This window comes from Paenibacillus sp. NN59, assembly GCF_057597225.1.
In genome coordinates this window covers 4,126,208-4,143,493 of record NZ_CP199678.1, presented here as the reverse complement: position 1 = coordinate 4,143,493, position 17,286 = coordinate 4,126,208, and the positions used below count along the sequence as shown (strand labels likewise).

Genomic DNA, 17,286 nt, shown 5'->3' with positions numbered 1-17,286 from the left:
TGATGTGTAGAGCGGGTTGTTATAATTCGGACAAGAAGTCATACAGATGAGCCCAGGTTCATAAGCTGAATCATAAGGATGATTAAGTCTAACGTTTGATATGTCTTATATCTCCTTGCAGCAGGATAACCGGAAAGGGGACTCGTACCTGTATGCGTTCTTCTTATTTTACGTTCAAAGGGCAAACCTCGTTATATGTATTCGTCGCTGTCTTGTTTCTGGTCGGTGTCATCTTTGGCGCATTGATGGTCAATGCTCTTTCCTTGGAACAGCGCCAGGATCTCGAAGCCTATTTGGGCAATTTTTTCATGACGGTGCAACATAGTTCGCAAGGGACAGAGCACACCGCTTATTGGGATATTGCCATGCTTCATCTAAAATGGGTCGGTTTAATCTTTATTCTCGGTTTGTCTGTTGTAGGTTTACCAGGCATACTGGTTCTGGATTTTTTAAAAGGGGTGCTGATCGGTTTTACCGTAGGTTACCTCGTTGGACAGTATTCGTGGAAAGGGCTGCTGTTTGCACTTGTATCCGTAGCGCCGCATAATCTGTTCGTCATCCCAATCCTGCTGATCTGCAGTGTGGCTGCGATGACGTTCTCGTTATATATCATACGTAATCGCGTTTTGATGCAACGCGCACCAGGCCGCCAAAGACCGTTTGCTTCCTATGTTATTTTGACGGTGGTTATGGCGGTATTGCTGCTTGGGGTGGCCTCTTTTGAAACCTGGATAACCCCCGCAATGATGCGCTGGGTCACGCCGATGCTACTTCCTGTCTAGCTTGTACTACATGTCCTAAAATGTTGACTTTGATATTGAACTCCCCCTATAATGAAAAGAGTGGGTTAAGTTGCAGTGTGCAATGATTTCCTAGGGGGAGGGAGAAAATGGAAGCACGGATCGATAAAATTAAGCAGCAACTACAGTCCCAAGGTTATAAATTAACGCCCCAGCGGGAAGCCACCGTAAGAGTACTTTTAGAGAATGAAGAAGATCATCTGAGTGCAGAGGATGTATTCATGCTCGTTAAAGAAAAGGCTCCCGAAATCGGTCTGGCAACCGTGTACCGTACCCTCGAACTATTGAGTGAGTTGCATGTTGTAGAGAAAATCAACTTCGGCGACGGTGTAGCGCGTTATGATCTGCGCGGAGATACATCCAAGCATCACCATCATCACTTAATCTGCGTGCAATGCGGAAGTATGGATGAAATACGTGAGGACTGGCTTGGACCGCTTGAAGAACGACTGGAGCGGGAATTTAACTTTTCGGTAGTAGATCACCGACTGGACTTTCATGGAATTTGTTATCGTTGCAAAGCTAAAAATGAACAAAAGCCCAAAGATGAAGAATAACATAGCCTATCTTCAAGCTCTCACCGGCGGTTTTGACGGGGGAGCTTTTTTGGTCACGAACCTGGCTTATGCTTCACTCGTCAAGGCATATTCCCGGACATTTGGACATACCCTGTTTCAAGAACGATACTGGACTTGAAATACGGGAGGGGACAGTTCCAATGATTATATCTGTGCGGAGAGGGCTCCGTTTTATACGATTTATAGTGTTTTTTGCTGCGCTGGTGTATCTTTTCTACCACGTACTCGATCTGTTTAACGGCTGGATTTCACCTGTGGATCAGTATCAGATGCCAACGGGCAATGCGGTTAAGGTATTTCAGGAAACGGATTGGCCAGGCACGGGAGAAGCACGTCCTACGATGGCGGAGCGCCTTCGTCTCTTCTATTGGTACGGTGAGTAGCTGCAGGCGTGGAGAGTAGCTCCGACAGTCAAGGATGCAAATACGGAAGCAGCCTGCCGTTTGGCATTGCTGTCAGATGAGGAGTGTTGTACATGAATCAGACCATACACGCCTATGCTTTATACCTGGAAGAAGATAAAGGGATGTCGAGCAGTACGCTGGAATCCTATCTTCGAGATGTGGACAAGTTCGTTGAATTTGTGAAAAAGGAATATGGAATCCGCGAGGCGAGTGAGGTTAGACGAACACATGTTGTGTTATTTGTGGGTCAGCTCAAACAGGACGGCCGTGCGAATGCAACGATTGCTCGCAGCATCGTGTCTTTGCGATCGTATTTCCATTTTCTGATGCGGCGTGGCGAGATTGTACAGGACCCTACGTTTGATGTGGAAGCACCCAAGGCCGACAAGACACCTCCCCAAGTTCTTACGATTCCGGAGATCGAACTGTTGCTTGCTTCTCCAGATGTCAGCTCACCCCAAGGCGTTCGAGATCGAGCCATGCTGGAGTTGTTATACGCTACGGGCATTCGGGTATCGGAACTGATTGCGCTGGATGTACGGGATGTACAGCCTGGTATGCGCTTCATTCGTTGCGGCGGAGCGGGTAAAGAGCGCATTCTTCCGATTGGTGCACCGGCTGCCCACTGGGCGAGCGTATATATAGACGAGTTCCGTGAACAATTGCTTAAAGCAGGAACGGACGAGCAGGCATTATTTGTGAATGTATCCGGCAGACGATTAACCCGTCAGGGATTCTGGAAGTTGCTGAAAAAATCTGCTGTGGACGCGGGGATCTCGGGTGAGATTACACCGCACACACTTCGCCATTCATTTGCGGCTCATCTCATTGCAAACGGAGCTGACACTCGTGCGGTTCAGGACATGCTTGGTCATGTCGAACAGCCCGGACAGCAATACAGTCAGCATGGGCGCAAGACGATGAAAGAAATTTATGAGACCCATCATCCACGTGCAAAATAAAGCTTAACGCATGGTTTGCACCTTTAGCGTTTTAAGTTAACTTATATTTGAAACCAACCAACGCCGTTATACATACGCGGGTTGCATGTTAATTTCTGATTTCTTACGCCAACACAGGCGTAGACATGACAACCTTGCTGAATCTTAAACGGTTCGTTACTACTCAAGGAGGAACAACATCTTATGACAACACTAAACCAACAGATGATTGCAGAGGCGGCAGCCTACATTCAAAGCAAAAGCTCCATCAAACCGGAAGTCGGTTTGATTCTCGGGTCAGGGCTCGGCGTTCTGGCTGAACTAATTGAGGATGGCGTTAACATTGCGTACCAGGATATTCCGCATTTTCCGGTGTCCACTGTAGAAGGACACGAAGGCGAACTGTTGCTTGGTACGATTCAAGGCCGTCCGGTTGTGATGATGAAAGGCCGCTTTCATATGTACGAAGGATACGGCCCGGAATTAACGGCATTCCCGGTACGTGTCATGAAAGAGCTGGGCGTGAGCAGTCTGCTAGTAACGAATGCAGCTGGTGGCGTAAATACTTCTTATCAAGCAGGCGACTTGATGCTCATCTCCGATCATTTGAATATGACTGGCAAAAACCCGCTAATTGGTCCGAATGATGCTGCGCTTGGCGTACGCTTCCCGGATTTATCCGAAGCCTACAGCCGTCGTTTGCGTGCACTTGCTAAAGATACAGCGGCAACTCAAGGTTTTAATGTGCAGGAAGGTGTGTATGCAGGTCTGCTTGGCCCTAATTACGAAACTCCAGCAGAGATCAGAATGCTTCGTACCCTCGGTGCCGATGCAGTAGGCATGTCCACCGTTTCCGAAGTGATCGTAGCGCGTCATGCGGGCATTGAAGTGCTCGGCATTTCTTGCATCAGTAACATGGCAGCGGGGATCTTGGATCAACCTTTGTCTCATGATGAGGTAATGGAAACGACGGAGCGTGTACGTGAAGCTTTCTTGGCGCTCGTGCTGGCGGTTATTCCTAAGATGTAATGTTGAACCGAAGATGAACAAAAGCGATCTTTAGTTTGAAGGACCTAATAAGGAACAATTCATTGAATGATGTTTGCTCAATGAGCTGTTCCTTTTTTTATAATATGAAAGATGAGAATGATGATATTCACTTTAGATGGAGAGCAATGATTGAATGCTTGGTTCAATGTCAAATGGTTCCGTCGTTGTCTCAAATCTTCCTCGCACCTGACCGTTCTGATCGATCAAAAATTTAGTGAAGTTCCACTTGATCCCATCACCCTTGTAGATATCAGGGAATTTTTCGTTTAGAAAATGGTCCATCCATTCTCCGCTAGCCGTTTCGGTGTCAAAGCCTAGAAATGGTGCTTGTTCGGTTAAAAATTGAAAGATCGGATGAGCGTTCAGCCCCCTGACTTCAATTTTTTCAAATAACGGGAACGTTAACTTCAATCGATTTTCACAATGAGCTTTCACTTCCGAATTGTCCCCTGGCTCTTTTTCATTAAACTGATTACACGGAAACGCTAGAATCTCGAAACCGTAACGCTGGTACTTTTCGTACAACTGTTGAAGGGTCTCAAATTGACGAGCGTAGCTACACTTACTGGCCGTGTTTACAACAAGCAGTATCTTTCCTCGGTATATAGCTAGATCAGCTAGCCTGCCATCTATGAAATGGACTTTTTTATTATATAAAGACATTGGAATCATCCTCCTAAGTTATTTCAATTGTGACATATACATCATAATCTGATATCACTCATAGGGGAAATATATATAAATGATAAATAACATAGGTAAATCCTATAAATGAAAAACCTGAAAAAGCGGAGCTGAAAGCTTTCTGAAAGAAAGCTACATCGGAAGCATAGGCTTCGCCTTTATCACCGGATTTTCCCCTTTGGAAAAGGGAATCCAAAAAATCTGGGGATAACCGCTACTCTCCAAGTTATTCTGTCATCGGAGTGGACCGTGTAAAATTTTTAGTTCAACTTATATAGTAAAAAAAAGTTAGGGAAAACCTGCTGAGATTGGAATAATTTACTTCAAACCCGCCGACAATGGATAGCAGTACATGCGAGGACTTACCACCGCGCTATTCATTTGAGGAGGGAACCTAGTGAAAAAAAGAATAATGGCATCGTTCATGACCCTTTGTATGCTGCTACCCGTAATGGCATCTTCTGCTTTGGCTGAGGAAACACCCAAGGCTGCTGGCGGGGCGGATTTGGCTCCATCAGCACGTTCAGCCATTCTGATGGATGCAGATACGGGAACTGTTATTTATGAGAAAAACAGTCATGATCAGCTGCCTCCGGCGAGCATAACGAAAATTATGACCATGTTGCTTACCATGGAAGCGATTAGTTCAGGAAAACTGAAGTTAACGGATAAGGTAAGAACGAGTGAATATGCGGCGTCTATGGGGGGCTCACAGATCTTTCTGGAGCCTGGGGAAGAGATGAGCGTGGATGATATGTTAAAAGGTATTGCCATGGCCTCCGGCAATGATGCATCTGTAGCCATGGCCGAGAAGCTTGCTGGTTCGGAAGAGGCTTTTGTACAGATGATGAACGAGCGTGCGCAGGAGCTGGGCATGAAGGATACACGTTTTGCCAATGCGAATGGGCTGCCGGTGGATAATCATTATTCCTCTGCGCACGATATCGCGGTGATGAGCCGCGAACTGCTAAAACATCAGGGGATTACGAAGTACACGGGTGCATATCAGGACTACTTGCGTAAAGATTCCGAAAAGCCGTTCTGGCTCGTGAATACCAACAAACTGGTGCGTTTCTATCAGGGTGCAGACGGCTTGAAAACGGGGTACACGTCCGAAGCGAAATTCTGTCTGTCGGCTACAGCTTCTAAAGATGGGCTGCGTGTCGTTGCGGTAGTCCTTGGCGAGCCGAATACGAAAACACGGAACAGTGAAGTATCTTCCATGTTTGATTATGCATTTGCTCAATACACGATGAAGGCGCTGTACAAAGCAGGTGATCTGCTGGGCAGTCTGAAGATTGAAAAAGGTGATGTCGCGGAGATGCCGCTGAATGCTGCACAAAACTACAGCGTTCTGATGCGCAAAGGAGCCAAGTCGACAGATATCCGGCATGAGCTGATTGTAGCCAAAGAAGTGAAGGCTCCGATTAAGGCGGGTCAGAGTGTAGGTAAACTCGTCGTATATCAAGGCAACGAGGTAATTAAAGAGTTTGATATTCAGGCTCCGCAAGACGTGGGTAAGGCAGGCTGGTGGAAGCTGTTTAAACGCACAACCTCGAACTTGTTCAATTAGTTGCAGGAAACGCCATTCTCCCTGGGGCTGGAACGGTTTTTGTAGTTAAATAGGAGTTTTCTTCTAGTTTTGTCGGGGGGCAGGAAAAGCCTTTGGCAACGTAGAAAACCTTGTTCTAAGACAGGGAGGAGAGTGGGCAAACGTGAATTTGAATGTGGACATGGAGCATCACCGCGGGATTTTGATTGTGCGATTATCCGGGGAGCTGGATCACCATACAGCTGACATGGTACGTATGCAGATGGATGAAGCGATACAGCGCAGACAATGTGAACATCTGGTGCTGAGTTTGAAAGACCTCGAATTTATGGACAGTTCAGGCCTAGGTGTTATTTTGGGAAGATACAAGTTGATCAAAAATAAAGGCGGCAAAATGGTCGTCTGTGATGTAAATCCGCCGGTATACCGTTTGCTGGAAATGTCGGGATTGTTCAAGATCATGCCGATTTACGAAAATGAGGGCACTGCTCTCTCAGGTCTGGAGGTCGTCTCATGAATGAAGGAACAGGGGCAAATTTCATGAATCTGCAATTTGCGGCCAAGTCGGAGAACGAATCGTTTGCACGGGTTACCGTTGCGGCTTTTATCTCTCAGCTTGATCCCACGATGGACGAGCTTAGTGATCTCAAAACGGTTGTTTCGGAAGCGGTGACCAATAGCATCATCCACGGATACAATAACAATCCCGAAGGTGTTGTGACGATTCAGGCCGAGATTCGTGACGATATGATCACGATCATTGTAGAGGACCGCGGTGAAGGCATCGAGGATCTTGAACTGGCCAAACAGCCGCTGTATACGTCCAAACCCGAACTTGAGCGGTCGGGCATGGGATTTACGATCATGGAAAATTTTATGGATGAATTCGAAGTCAGCAGTGAGCCCGGCAGAGGCACCTCCATCAAGATGAAAAAAAGGATTGAATCCAAGAAAGCATTGTATAATTAGGGGTTGGTGTTCTTATGGATGCTGAAGTGAAACCATCTTCACAGACCTATTTGGACGATGCCGAGGTCAAACGGCTGATTGCGCTCAGTCAGTCGGGTGACCATGAATCACGGGATACGCTGGTGAACTGCAACATCAGACTCGTCTGGTCCGTCGTGCAGCGTTTTATGAACAGGGGATATGAACCGGAGGATCTGTTCCAGATTGGTTGTATCGGCCTGCTCAAGTCAGTGGACAAGTTCGATCTCAGTTACGACGTGAAGTTCTCGACGTATGCGGTACCGATGATTATTGGTGAGATTCAGCGTTTCCTGCGGGATGACGGAACCTTGAAGGTCAGTCGTTCGCTGAAAGAGATGGCCAATAAAGTACGCAAAAAGAGGGACGAACTCTCGAAACATCTGGATCGATTGCCCACAATTAAGGAAGTTGCCGCTGAACTCGGGGTTACCCCGGAGGAAGTGGTATTCGCACAGGAGGCTAACAAACCGCCAACCTCCATTCATGAGACGGTATTCGAGAATGATGGTGATCCGATTACACTGATGGATCAGATCGCGGATGAGTCTCAGGAGAAGTGGTTCGACAAGCTAGCGCTGAATGAAGCAATCGGCGGCCTGAGTGAACGGGAGCGACTTATCGTATACCTTCGGTATTACAGGGATCAGACTCAATCCGAAGTGGCAAGCAGGCTGGGTATATCCCAAGTGCAGGTCTCAAGGTTGGAGAAAAAAATACTGCAATCTATTCGCGATCAAATCGCGCAGTGATTCAGGATTGATTCAGGGCTGATTCCATCCACCGGTATGGATATGGATTCATCATAATACGACAACTAACAACCTCAATTCGCGTTATTTAGCGATGAGGTTATTTGTCGTTTTAATATTTTATGCGGACACGGAGGACGAACGTTTGAACTGTAAAATGACAATTAAAAGGATAATACAGCCAGTACCTAACCATTGATAGATACCGAAGGGTTCATTCAGCCAAAGAACTGTGGTACCCACTGCCGCCAAAGGTTCGGCGCTCCCTAACAAGCTGGTCTCCTGAGGCGTGAGGTATTTCAGGCTGGCAATGTAGAACCAGAATGCGAGTAACGTTCCAATCAATATGGAAAACAACAAATAACTATAGGTATCTGGTGTCAGCAATGTCTGGTGGATCTTCCATGGCGCATGAACAAAGCTCATACCCACTCCACCAATCACCATGGCCCAGCCAACGACCACGAGAGAATCAAATTCGTTAAGCAATCTGACCGCATACAATGTATAAAATGCAGCAGATACACCAGACAACAATCCCCAGATCACTGCTGGCTGCGAGACGGATAACTGATTCAGAGAGCCATTTGTAAGCAGAAGAAAACATCCCACAAGCGCAAGAGTAGCGCAGATTATAAGTTTGGATGTAAGTGGAGATTGTTTACGTAGTACCATATATACCATGATCATGACAGGAGAAAGATATTGCAAAAGTGTGGCGACAGCCGCATTGCCGTGATCAATGGAAGCCATGTAAGTGTACTGTACAGCCAACATGCCGACCAAGCCAAAGATAATAAATGGCAGGGCTGTTTGTTTCGATTTCCAAACTTCAAGAATCTGTGAACGGCTAGGTGTAAATAATTGCAGGAAAAGGAGAAGGATGCCGGCACATACCAATCGCACGGTTACATACCAATTAAGATCGATATGGTGCATGTGAAATAGATTCTGAGCCACCGTTCCTCCGACACCCCAACAAGTAGCTCCTGTCAAAACCAGAAGTATACCTTTGAACTTGGGTGTTGACACTATTGATTTCATGTTTATCCGCCTCGCCTTAAATATAAGAATAGTGATATAGTAAGACAGAATTGATTTGATTAATATCAAAAATTACACAAAAATATAACAATATTGAGATGAGAATGATGAGAAAAATAAAATTTGACATCAATCCACAGCTAAAGGAAATGACAGAACATCGTACTGATGATCTGTCTATCGCTTGTTACAAGACAACTATATCCGAGCATGTACAAGGGTATATTCCATTGCACTGGCATGATGAATTGCAGTTTGTAGCTGTCGTTCAAGGTAAGGTGTTATTTCATATTAATGAACAGCAAGTAGCGGTCTCACAAGGGAATGGACTGTTTATCAACAGCGGGATGATGCACATGGCAGAGAATTTTAGTGCGGAGGAGCAGGGTATGTATCTTTGTTTGAATGTGGCTCCGCAATCACTGGTATCTGCTGAGCTTTACATGAAATACGTACATCCATATGTAACTGCAACGAATTTACCATTTCTAATGATTGAGAAATCTAACTCATGGGGAGAGCAGGTACTTGGAAACATCTCGGCTGTGAGACAGGAGATTGAAAAGCAGGCTCCTTACTATGAATTGAACGTTGCAGCAGCTGTGCTGGAAATCTGGAAAGGCCTAATCAAGAATGGTTACTTTCTGGAACATAACGAAACAGAGATGATCCGAAGTCGGCGTATAAAGCAGATGCTGATGTGGATTCATCAAAACTATACTGAACCGCTCAGGCTGGAGGATATCGCAAAGGTAGGTCAGTTAAGTCGTGCAGAGACATGCAGAACCTTTAAGCAAATACTGCGTACGACTCCGATGCAATATGTGCTGGATTATCGAATTCGAAAAAGTACAGAGTTGCTACGTTTCTCACAGCGCAGTGTCACCGAAATCGCTTACGAGGTTGGGTTCAACAGTACCAGCTACTTCATCGAACAGTTCCGAAAAATGATGAAAAGAACGCCTTTACAGTATCGAAGGGAGGAGCAGAAGGGGAGGCAAGAAAGAGATACGTAGTTAATGGTTAGGGTTCATGAATTGTCAGACAGGAGCATCATCTAATGAATCAAACAAGTATAATCCTGGCCAAGCATACTTAGAAGAGGGCGAGCTGAACTATATCGGCTTGCCTTTTTAATTTCTTCCTAAGCCGACCCCATCTAGAGCGCCCGATACCGAACCATCCCGGAGCGTCCAGTGCCCCTCCATACTCTTTTCATCCACGACCAGACTTCCAGCTTTTATCCCCCTGCCCACCCCCGCAAGATTCTTACATTTCGTTTGGAAAAAAGAGGGGGGGGCAAGCCAGCGGAGGGAAGGAATCGGTAAAAGGAGCGAAGCGAGCGCGTTTATCACGGGATTTCCTCCTTGAAAAGGAGAGAACGAGAAATCCAGGGATAACCAGCGCCTGATACCGATCCATCCCGGAGCGTTCAGTGCCCCCCTTCACACTCAGTACCCTTCGTCGAATATGCTACAAGTTCTCCCCCCTGCCCACCCCCGCAAGTTTCTTTCCTTTGGTTTGGAACAAGAGGGAGGCAAGCCAGCGGAGGGAAGGAATCGGTAAAAGGAGCGAAGCGAGCGCGTTTATCACGGGATTTCCTCCTTGAAAAGGAAAAAACGAGAAATCCGGGGATAACCAGCGCCCGATACCGATCCATCCCGGAGCGTCCAGTGCCGCTCCATACTCTTTTCATCCACGACCAGACTTCCAGCTTTTATCCCCCTGCGCACCCCCGCAAGATTCTTACATTTCGTTTGGAACAAGAGGGAGGCAAGCCAGCGGAGGGAAGGAATCGGTAAAAGGAGCGAAGCGAGCGCGTTTATCCCGGGATTTCCTCCTTGAAAAGGAGAGAACCAGAAATCTGGGGATAACCAGCGCCCGATACCGATCCATCCCGGAGCGTCCAGTGCCCCCTCCACACTCTTTTCCAACTTAAATGTAATAAATTTGCACATTCTTCAAATACTAACCTAAATTACGCAGTAAAGGAGTGCTGTGGATGTCCCAGACACCCACTCCCACGGTCTACGTCCGCATGCGCAGCCGGATTCGCATTCAGAGAGGGCGAGCGGTCAAACTGCGGGATATTGCCCACGTCCTGGCCTCATCCGAGGAACAGGAAAACAGGCTACTGGAACTTGAACTGCTGCAGCCCGGACCGGAGGACGGCAACCTGATCCTTATTGACATCTTGCAGATTATTCCCCGGATTCGGCAGCTTCTGCCGGATGTGAATGTGGAGCTGATGGGGTCCGGGCATACGTTAGTTGAAGTAATGGCAGGTAGTGGTAAGGCTTCGAAATCCTTGTTTATTCTGGTATGGTTGCTGCTGTTCTTCGGTTCAGCACTGACCATTATGAATTTTCACGCAGACGTGAATATGCAGGAAGTACAGATTCGCATCGTAGAGATGCTGACAGGACACCGGGATGAGCATCCGTACTTATTTCAGCTGGCCTATTCCCTTGGAATCGGCTTCGGCATGGCGGTATTTTTCAACCATCTATTTAAGAAAAAGTGGAATGAAGAGCCAACACCGCTCGAAGTGGAAATGTTCCTTTACCAGCAAAATGTAGACCAATTTGTCGTCATCGAAGAAACCGAACGTATGCATAAGCAGAATCAAAGGGAGCTGAAAGGCGATGAGCGTGCTTAACGGAGCGATCAGCATTGTGCTTGGCATTGCCGGGGGAATCGCTGTGGGGAGTGGTGTTATTGCGCTTATTCTTGTACTCGACATGATTCCGAGACTGGCTCAAGTCACACAGTCCTATGACAAAACGCATTGGTACGAGGGTGCTCTCATTGGAGGTTCGCTACTGGGCACGGTAGCCGATTTCTGGCATTGGAAAATGCATGGTGTTATTTTGCTCAGCCCGATTGTTGGGCTGTTCTGCGGCGTTTTTATTGGTCTGCTGGCTGCCGCTCTGACAGAAGTATTAAACGTGCTACCCGTTCTGGCTAAAAGGTTGGGTATGAGATCATACTTGTTTGGACTGTTGCTCGCGATGATTTTGGGGAAAATGACAGGTTCCTTGTTTGACTTTTTTATATACCAACGGTAAAGCAACGTGACAGGTTAAAGGAGGATGGACATGGACGAACATACGGATCAAACGAGTCATGAACAAAGTGACGGTATAACGGAAGACATGTTGCACAAGTCTGCTTACGAGATCCGGCAGGAAGAAGAAAAGAAGGCGTACCAGAAAAAAAAGCAAAACGAGATGTCCGACAGTATTGAAGAATCTGTTCATTATTGGCAACATAACGATAACATCTCCCCGCGCATGAGTGATAACAAAAACACGTTAAAACAAGTGATCGGTCTTGGCGAGTCGTTTGATGTGGATATGAGGGAAATGGTACTTGGCGGCAAACATGTGGGATTACTGTTACTCACGGGTTTTGCCAAAGATGAGATTTTGCTCGAAGTATTGAAAAGATTAACCTATCTGACGCCGGATCAAGTATCAGAGCATGCACTCAAGTCCTATTTCGAATGTTATATTCCTCATATACAGGTAGAACGAGTGGAGAAGATGAGTGCTGTCATTAGCAAGGTGCTCATGGGCATGAGTGCCATGTTTGTCGAGGGAGACCGGTCTGTGCTTATTATGGACACTCGGAGTTATCCGGTTCGATCGCCCGAAGAGCCTTCGCTTGAACGCGTGGTTCGTGGTTCACGGGATGGTTTTACCGAGACATTACTGACCAATGTAGCGCTGGTGCGCCGTAGAATACGGGACCCCGGACTAAAGTTTGAACTTATGCAGGTAGGACGGAGAACCCAAACCGATGTATGTGTAGTTTATATTGACGATATAGTGGATAAGGTGCAGGTGGATTCGGTAAAGGAAAAAATACAACGAATCGATATCGACGGTATTCCGGCTGCCGATAAACAGTTGGAGGAAGCGATCATCAACAAAGGATGGAATCCATTTCCCCTTGTTCGTTATTCGGAACGCCCTGACGTTACAGCATCCCACTTGCTGGAAGGACGAGTCGTTATTTTTGTAGATACATCCCCCAGCGTAATGATCTTGCCGACAACCTTTTTTGATCTATGCGAACATGCGGAGGAGAACAGGCAGACGGCTCTAATGGGAACCTATCTGCGCTGGGTACGTTTTGCAGGCATCCTGATCTCTCTGTTTCTACTGCCGCTATGGATGCTGATGGTCATCGAACCTTCGCTCAAACCGATCGGTTTCGATTTCATCGGCCCACAGGAAAATGTGAAATTACCGATTATTTTGCAATTTCTACTCATCGAGCTGGGTGTAGACTTATTACGGATGGCTGCGGTTCATACGCCTACGCCGCTGGCTTCCGCCATGGGTCTAATTGCGGCAATACTGGTCGGAGATATCGCGGTGAAAACGGGCTATTTTGTCAATGAGGTTGTGCTCTATATGGCGATTGCGGCAATCGGAATGTTTGCTACACCGAGTTACGAGTTAGGACTCGCCAATCGACTGGTCCGGCTGCTACTGCTCATTGCAGTTGCGATATTTAAAGTACCAGGTTTGGTCGTTGGAACGACTTTGCTTGTTGTGGCGTTGACCATTCACCGTTCATATAACTCGTCGTATCTTTGGCCATTTATACCTTTTAATGCAAAGGCATTTGGCAACTTTTTGTTCAGGGTTCCATTGCTTGTCAGCAAGAAACGTCCATCGTTCAACAAAACGCGTGACAACACCAAGATGTCCGAAGATCCCGACGGTGAATTGCGAAAAGGTAAAAAACACAAATGATGTGCCGAAAAATCCATTCATCTCCCGGCTTAATTTGATATACTGGTGTAAAATCAATGGAATAGTAACTGTTCCAGTATACAAAAAGTGAGGAATGCAAACGATGTATTTACACGGTACAAGTAGAATAAATGAGCAAGGCCACCTGGAGATTGGTGGAGTAGACGTTACGGATATGAAAGAGCAATTTGGAACACCGCTCTATGTTGTGGACGAGCAATTGGTTCGCGAGCGCTGCAGAGAGTACATGGAAGCATTCCGCGCTTCAGGTTTGGGCTTCCAAGTTGCATATGCAAGCAAAGCATTTTGTGTTATGGCAATGTGTGCTCTGGCAGCAGAGGAAGGTCTTTCTCTGGACGTTGTCTCTGACGGCGAACTGTTCACTGCATTGCAAGCCGGGTTCCCGGCAGAACGCATTCATTTCCACGGCAATAACAAAACGATCGAAGAGATCGAAATGGCGCTTGACGCTGAAATTGGATGCTTCGTGGTTGACAACTTTAACGAGTTGCATCTGCTCCAAGCTTTCGCAGCGGACAAAAACCGTAAAGTTAACATCCTCCTGCGTGTAACGCCAGGTGTTGAGGCGCATACGCATGAATATATTTCGACAGGACAAACGGACTCCAAGTTCGGTTTCGATATCGGCAACGGTACAGCATTCGAAGCTATTGAACTCGCGTCCAAACAGTCCAACTTGGTATTGCTTGGTGTGCATTCTCACATCGGTTCCCAGATCTTTGAGGTTGAAGGATTCCAGATGGCGGTTCAACGTGTTGCTGAATTTGCAGCAAGTGTATACGAGCGCCTGAATGTGGCATTCAAAGTTGTAAACCTGGGCGGCGGATTCGGAATCCGTTATATTGACGGTGATACACCGCTTGAAGTGGCTCAGTATGTGAAGGCCATTACCGATGCGGTAAAAAATCATTTTGCGCAAATCGGCTATGCAGTGCCTGAAATTTGGGTTGAGCCAGGCCGTAGCATCGTAGGTGAAGCAGGCACAACGCTGTACACCGTTGGAACGAGCAAAGACATCCCCGGCGTGCGTAAATACGTAGCAGTAGATGGCGGGATGACGGATAACCCGCGCCCTGCATTGTATGAGTCCAAATATGAGGCCGTACTGGCAAATCGTGCAAACGAAGCGGCAACAGAAACGGTATCTGTAGCGGGTAAATGCTGCGAGAGCGGTGACATGTTGATATGGGATCTGGATCTGCCAAAAGTGGAGAGCGGTGATCTGCTTGCCGTAGCTTGCACAGGGGCATATAACTACTCCATGGCAAGCAACTACAACCGGATTCGTCGTCCGGCGGTTGTGTTTGTCAAAGACGGTCAAGGCGATGTGGTTGTACGCCGTGAGTCATATCAGGACATTATCCAAAACGACCTCGTGCCAGCGCGTATTGGCAAACAGCCGGTTACTCGTTAATTCAAGTTCCTATAGCGCTAGATGAGGACGGAATGGGCTTGCTCCTTCCGTCCTTTGTCATGGACATTGTAGCTATTTGGCTCGCTTGAAGGCTTGTATTTGAGAGTAGAAAATCAAAAATATAGCTCTTTCTTTTGCGATTCGGCCCTTTTCGGTGTACACTAAGAAAAGTGCTGTAATGCTTGACCACAAGTTTGGTATTGCATCACAATTACTTTTGCTCAAAATTGAAAGGAGTCATTTACATATGGCGAAACAAGCGAAAATTAAATTGGAAAACGGCGGAGAAGTTCTGATTGACCTGTTCGATCAAGAAGCGCCAAACACCGTAGCAAACTTTGAAAAATTAGCAAACTCCGGTTTCTATAACGGACTCGTTTTCCACCGTGTAATCCCGGGCTTCGTAGCTCAAGGTGGATGCCCTAGCGGTTCCGGTACTGGCGGTCCTGGTTACACAATCAACTGTGAGATCAACCCGAACAAACATGAGCGTGGAACACTTGCGATGGCACATGCTGGCCGCAACACAGGCGGAAGCCAGTTCTACATCTGCTACCAACCACAGCCACATTTGGATGGACAACATACTGTATTTGGTAAAGTAAGCAAAGGTATGGAGTTTGTTGATGCATTCGAAGGCCGCGACAAAATGGAAACTGTTGAAGTTGTAGAAGTTTAATTTCAACTGAATCTGCTCGGCGGCGTCAAGTTAACCCCTGGTACATTCCTATTACGGAAGTACCAGGGGTTTTGTGCATTGTACAACTTTTTTGCGTGATTGCCTTGCAAAGTGTTATTAAAATAAGCTTAAAGGAACTGGCGGGACGAGTTGATTGTAGGTTATTCTAGCTAGGTACAGACTGTTGAAACCGAATACATGAGGTTTGACAGCGCACTATACTGAGTTTGCATGTTTTCAGAACTACTGTGAAAGGATGTTGTTACTTTGACTTTAGATGTTGTACAGCAACTGAAATTACTTCAACATATTTATAGTGAGAGCACGATTTGGGACGAGGAGTTACGTGCTTCAAGACACAATGTACCAGAGGACGTATCGGCGGAACAATTACAGGCACTAGAGGCTACTGGACATGAGCCTAATCACTTTGAAAGACCGCAGCATGAGGATACGATCCGAGAACTGAGAACATTGGCTGAGCGTTGGATACTTCAGGAGGCTGCTCAGGCTTTTGTGGCTTCTCTATGGTCAGCACCAATGATCTGGCGTTCACTTCTTACAGGAAAACTGATTGCAACCAGCATACCTGACCATGAATATAGTCCATATCCTTCCAGTCGTAAGTGCCAGATCTGTGGTTTGGATGTGAATGACGGAGTAGATACTTCGCTTCAGTGGTACTGGCGAATGACCAACGGTACACCGCTTGATGGAGATATCTTTGGACATGTACTCGCTCTGAGAGAGATGGCTGCTTCGCAGGAGCCTCCTGTTCCTAATGAGTATGATCGCTGGACGTTACGCGCGGTGTTAACGGTATTGCGCAATTTGCCGCCCAAGACTCGGTACAGCAAGGCAGCGGATGCGCTCAAAAAAGAACAACTCCTGCCTACGAAAAAAGTATATGTTTACCGCGAACTGCTTGAAACGCTGGCGCTGATCGGCATTCTGGACACGCCAGAACAGCCAGGAATGATTACAGCCTTCACCTCATATGCAGAACGCGACAAGAGACCTAATACCCGCGTTGAGGTACAAGCTCCCTTGGCATGGTGGGATTCATCTGTAGGAATCAACGAGCACAATTTGAACCTGATCTTTGGTGAATTCGATTGCAGTGATGTATCGCTTGAGAACAAGCCTGAACCGAATCCACTGGCGAGTGAGACCGTTATTGGTGCATTTGAAAGCAGACGAGGTGTAGGTACCAAGGCGAAGGTGCCGAAAAAATCTCCGGATGCCGGTACAGGTGAAGTGCAGCCTGGAGACGTATATGCAGTGAAAGTACTTAGTGGTTCTTGGGTTACTGTATATTGTCATGAAGTGAAGGACAAACGTACCATTGTTGAATATCTGGATGGCGTGTTCCCCGATATGCCGGGAAAAGAAGACCTTATTCTGACCGTTCGTCCAAGGCCGGATGAGCGCTGGCAGTGTTCGGCCATTGGAATCGACTCGACCAGTTGGGTTAGAAGAGTAGCCCGCGATATGCCAGCTCCTAATGCTTCCCAGCCCAAACCTGAGAGTGTTCCGTTCCATGCTGCAAAGGATTTGAGGCACATGGCAAGCTGGTGTTTTCCAGACCTTTAGAATTTATTTTCCAATATTGAT

General features: G+C 46.8%; 20 protein-coding genes. 17 read left to right on the top strand and 3 right to left on the bottom strand.

Going from position 1 to position 17,286, the window contains the following annotated elements; all coding sequences use genetic code 11:
- The first annotated feature begins 152 nt into the window (after window positions 1–152).
- The 6 genes from spoIIM to ACT89M_RS18205 all read left to right on the top strand — a co-directional run bounded on the left by spoIIM (window position 153) and on the right by ACT89M_RS18205 (window position 3,752).
- Complete coding sequence (gene spoIIM, locus ACT89M_RS18230; RefSeq protein ID WP_090922449.1) at window positions 153–782, top strand: stage II sporulation protein M; 630 nt, start codon at window positions 153–155, stop codon at window positions 780–782.
- 107 nt (window positions 783–889) lie between these two features.
- Window positions 890–1,357 carry a ferric iron uptake transcriptional regulator gene (gene fur, locus ACT89M_RS18225; RefSeq protein WP_090922447.1) on the top strand — a complete coding sequence of 156 codons (468 nt, stop codon included), beginning with the start codon at window positions 890–892 and terminating at the stop codon, window positions 1,355–1,357.
- Window positions 1,347–1,496 carry a hypothetical protein gene (locus ACT89M_RS18220; protein ID WP_186809624.1) on the top strand — a complete coding sequence of 50 codons (150 nt, stop codon included), beginning with the start codon at window positions 1,347–1,349 and terminating at the stop codon, window positions 1,494–1,496. Before fur ends, ACT89M_RS18220 begins: the two co-directional genes overlap by 11 nt.
- A gap of 22 nt (window positions 1,497–1,518) precedes the next feature.
- Window positions 1,519–1,761, top strand: coding sequence for a DUF4227 family protein (locus ACT89M_RS18215; RefSeq protein WP_090922446.1), 243 nt, complete (start codon window positions 1,519–1,521; stop codon window positions 1,759–1,761).
- Between the two features lie 92 nt (window positions 1,762–1,853).
- A complete protein-coding gene (locus ACT89M_RS18210; RefSeq protein ID WP_154888486.1) occupies window positions 1,854–2,744 on the top strand; it encodes a tyrosine recombinase in 891 nt (296 codons plus the stop codon).
- A gap of 183 nt (window positions 2,745–2,927) precedes the next feature.
- Entirely contained in the window at window positions 2,928–3,752 is an 825-nt protein-coding gene (locus tag ACT89M_RS18205; RefSeq protein ID WP_090922442.1) for a purine-nucleoside phosphorylase, read from the top strand.
- A gap of 132 nt (window positions 3,753–3,884) precedes the next feature.
- On the opposite strand, the gene ACT89M_RS18200 is transcribed toward ACT89M_RS18205, so the two are convergent.
- Window positions 3,885–4,436 carry a glutathione peroxidase gene (locus tag ACT89M_RS18200; protein WP_154888488.1) on the bottom strand — a complete coding sequence of 184 codons (552 nt, stop codon included), beginning with the start codon at window positions 4,434–4,436 and terminating at the stop codon, window positions 3,885–3,887.
- A gap of 472 nt (window positions 4,437–4,908) precedes the next feature.
- Between ACT89M_RS18200 and ACT89M_RS18195 the strand changes: the two genes are divergently transcribed.
- From ACT89M_RS18195 to sigF, 4 genes are all read left to right on the top strand, one after another.
- Complete coding sequence (locus ACT89M_RS18195) at window positions 4,909–6,030, top strand: D-alanyl-D-alanine carboxypeptidase family protein (RefSeq protein WP_276539828.1); 1,122 nt, start codon at window positions 4,909–4,911, stop codon at window positions 6,028–6,030.
- A gap of 142 nt (window positions 6,031–6,172) precedes the next feature.
- Entirely contained in the window at window positions 6,173–6,526 is a 354-nt protein-coding gene (gene spoIIAA, locus ACT89M_RS18190) for an anti-sigma F factor antagonist (protein WP_090922436.1), read from the top strand.
- Window positions 6,523–6,978, top strand: coding sequence for an anti-sigma F factor (gene spoIIAB / locus ACT89M_RS18185; RefSeq protein ID WP_090922434.1), 456 nt, complete (start codon window positions 6,523–6,525; stop codon window positions 6,976–6,978). The genes spoIIAA and spoIIAB overlap by 4 nt, the downstream gene beginning before the upstream one ends.
- A gap of 14 nt (window positions 6,979–6,992) precedes the next feature.
- Window positions 6,993–7,748 (top strand): RNA polymerase sporulation sigma factor SigF, encoded by a 756-nt coding sequence (gene sigF / locus ACT89M_RS18180; protein WP_090922432.1) that lies wholly within the window; start codon window positions 6,993–6,995, stop codon window positions 7,746–7,748.
- 120 nt (window positions 7,749–7,868) lie between these two features.
- Here sigF and ACT89M_RS18175 read toward each other — a convergent pair whose 3' ends face one another.
- Window positions 7,869–8,792: an EamA family transporter gene (locus ACT89M_RS18175; RefSeq protein ID WP_373323285.1), complete on the bottom strand. Its 924-nt coding sequence runs from the start codon at window positions 8,790–8,792 to the stop codon at window positions 7,869–7,871.
- Between the two features lie 149 nt (window positions 8,793–8,941).
- On the opposite strand from ACT89M_RS18175, the gene ACT89M_RS18170 reads away from it, so the two are divergent.
- Window positions 8,942–9,808 carry a helix-turn-helix domain-containing protein gene (locus tag ACT89M_RS18170; RefSeq protein WP_373323284.1) on the top strand — a complete coding sequence of 289 codons (867 nt, stop codon included), beginning with the start codon at window positions 8,942–8,944 and terminating at the stop codon, window positions 9,806–9,808.
- Between the two features lie 573 nt (window positions 9,809–10,381).
- Here ACT89M_RS18170 and ACT89M_RS18165 read toward each other — a convergent pair.
- Window positions 10,382–10,726, bottom strand: a complete 345-nt coding sequence (locus tag ACT89M_RS18165; RefSeq protein WP_308723123.1) for a hypothetical protein — start codon at window positions 10,724–10,726, stop codon at window positions 10,382–10,384.
- 68 nt (window positions 10,727–10,794) lie between these two features.
- Here ACT89M_RS18165 and ACT89M_RS18160 point away from each other — a divergent pair, with 68 nt between their 5' ends.
- The 6 genes from ACT89M_RS18160 to ACT89M_RS18135 all read left to right on the top strand — a co-directional run bounded on the left by ACT89M_RS18160 (window position 10,795) and on the right by ACT89M_RS18135 (window position 17,265).
- On the top strand, window positions 10,795–11,451 hold the full coding sequence (locus tag ACT89M_RS18160) for a stage V sporulation protein AA (RefSeq protein ID WP_253493265.1): 657 nt from the start codon (window positions 10,795–10,797) through the stop codon (window positions 11,449–11,451).
- Window positions 11,438–11,860: a stage V sporulation protein AB gene (locus tag ACT89M_RS18155; RefSeq protein WP_308723122.1), complete on the top strand. Its 423-nt coding sequence runs from the start codon at window positions 11,438–11,440 to the stop codon at window positions 11,858–11,860. The genes ACT89M_RS18160 and ACT89M_RS18155 overlap by 14 nt, the downstream gene beginning before the upstream one ends.
- A gap of 24 nt (window positions 11,861–11,884) precedes the next feature.
- On the top strand, window positions 11,885–13,558 hold the full coding sequence (locus ACT89M_RS18150; RefSeq protein ID WP_373323283.1) for a spore germination protein: 1,674 nt from the start codon (window positions 11,885–11,887) through the stop codon (window positions 13,556–13,558).
- Between the two features lie 103 nt (window positions 13,559–13,661).
- Window positions 13,662–14,993 carry a diaminopimelate decarboxylase gene (lysA, locus tag ACT89M_RS18145; RefSeq protein WP_308723121.1) on the top strand — a complete coding sequence of 444 codons (1,332 nt, stop codon included), beginning with the start codon at window positions 13,662–13,664 and terminating at the stop codon, window positions 14,991–14,993.
- Window positions 14,994–15,240: 247 nt separating this feature from the next.
- Entirely contained in the window at window positions 15,241–15,672 is a 432-nt protein-coding gene (locus tag ACT89M_RS18140; protein ID WP_154957640.1) for a peptidylprolyl isomerase, read from the top strand.
- Between the two features lie 267 nt (window positions 15,673–15,939).
- Window positions 15,940–17,265 (top strand): hypothetical protein, encoded by a 1,326-nt coding sequence (locus ACT89M_RS18135; protein ID WP_308723120.1) that lies wholly within the window; start codon window positions 15,940–15,942, stop codon window positions 17,263–17,265.
- Window positions 17,266–17,286: the final 21 nt, after the last annotated feature.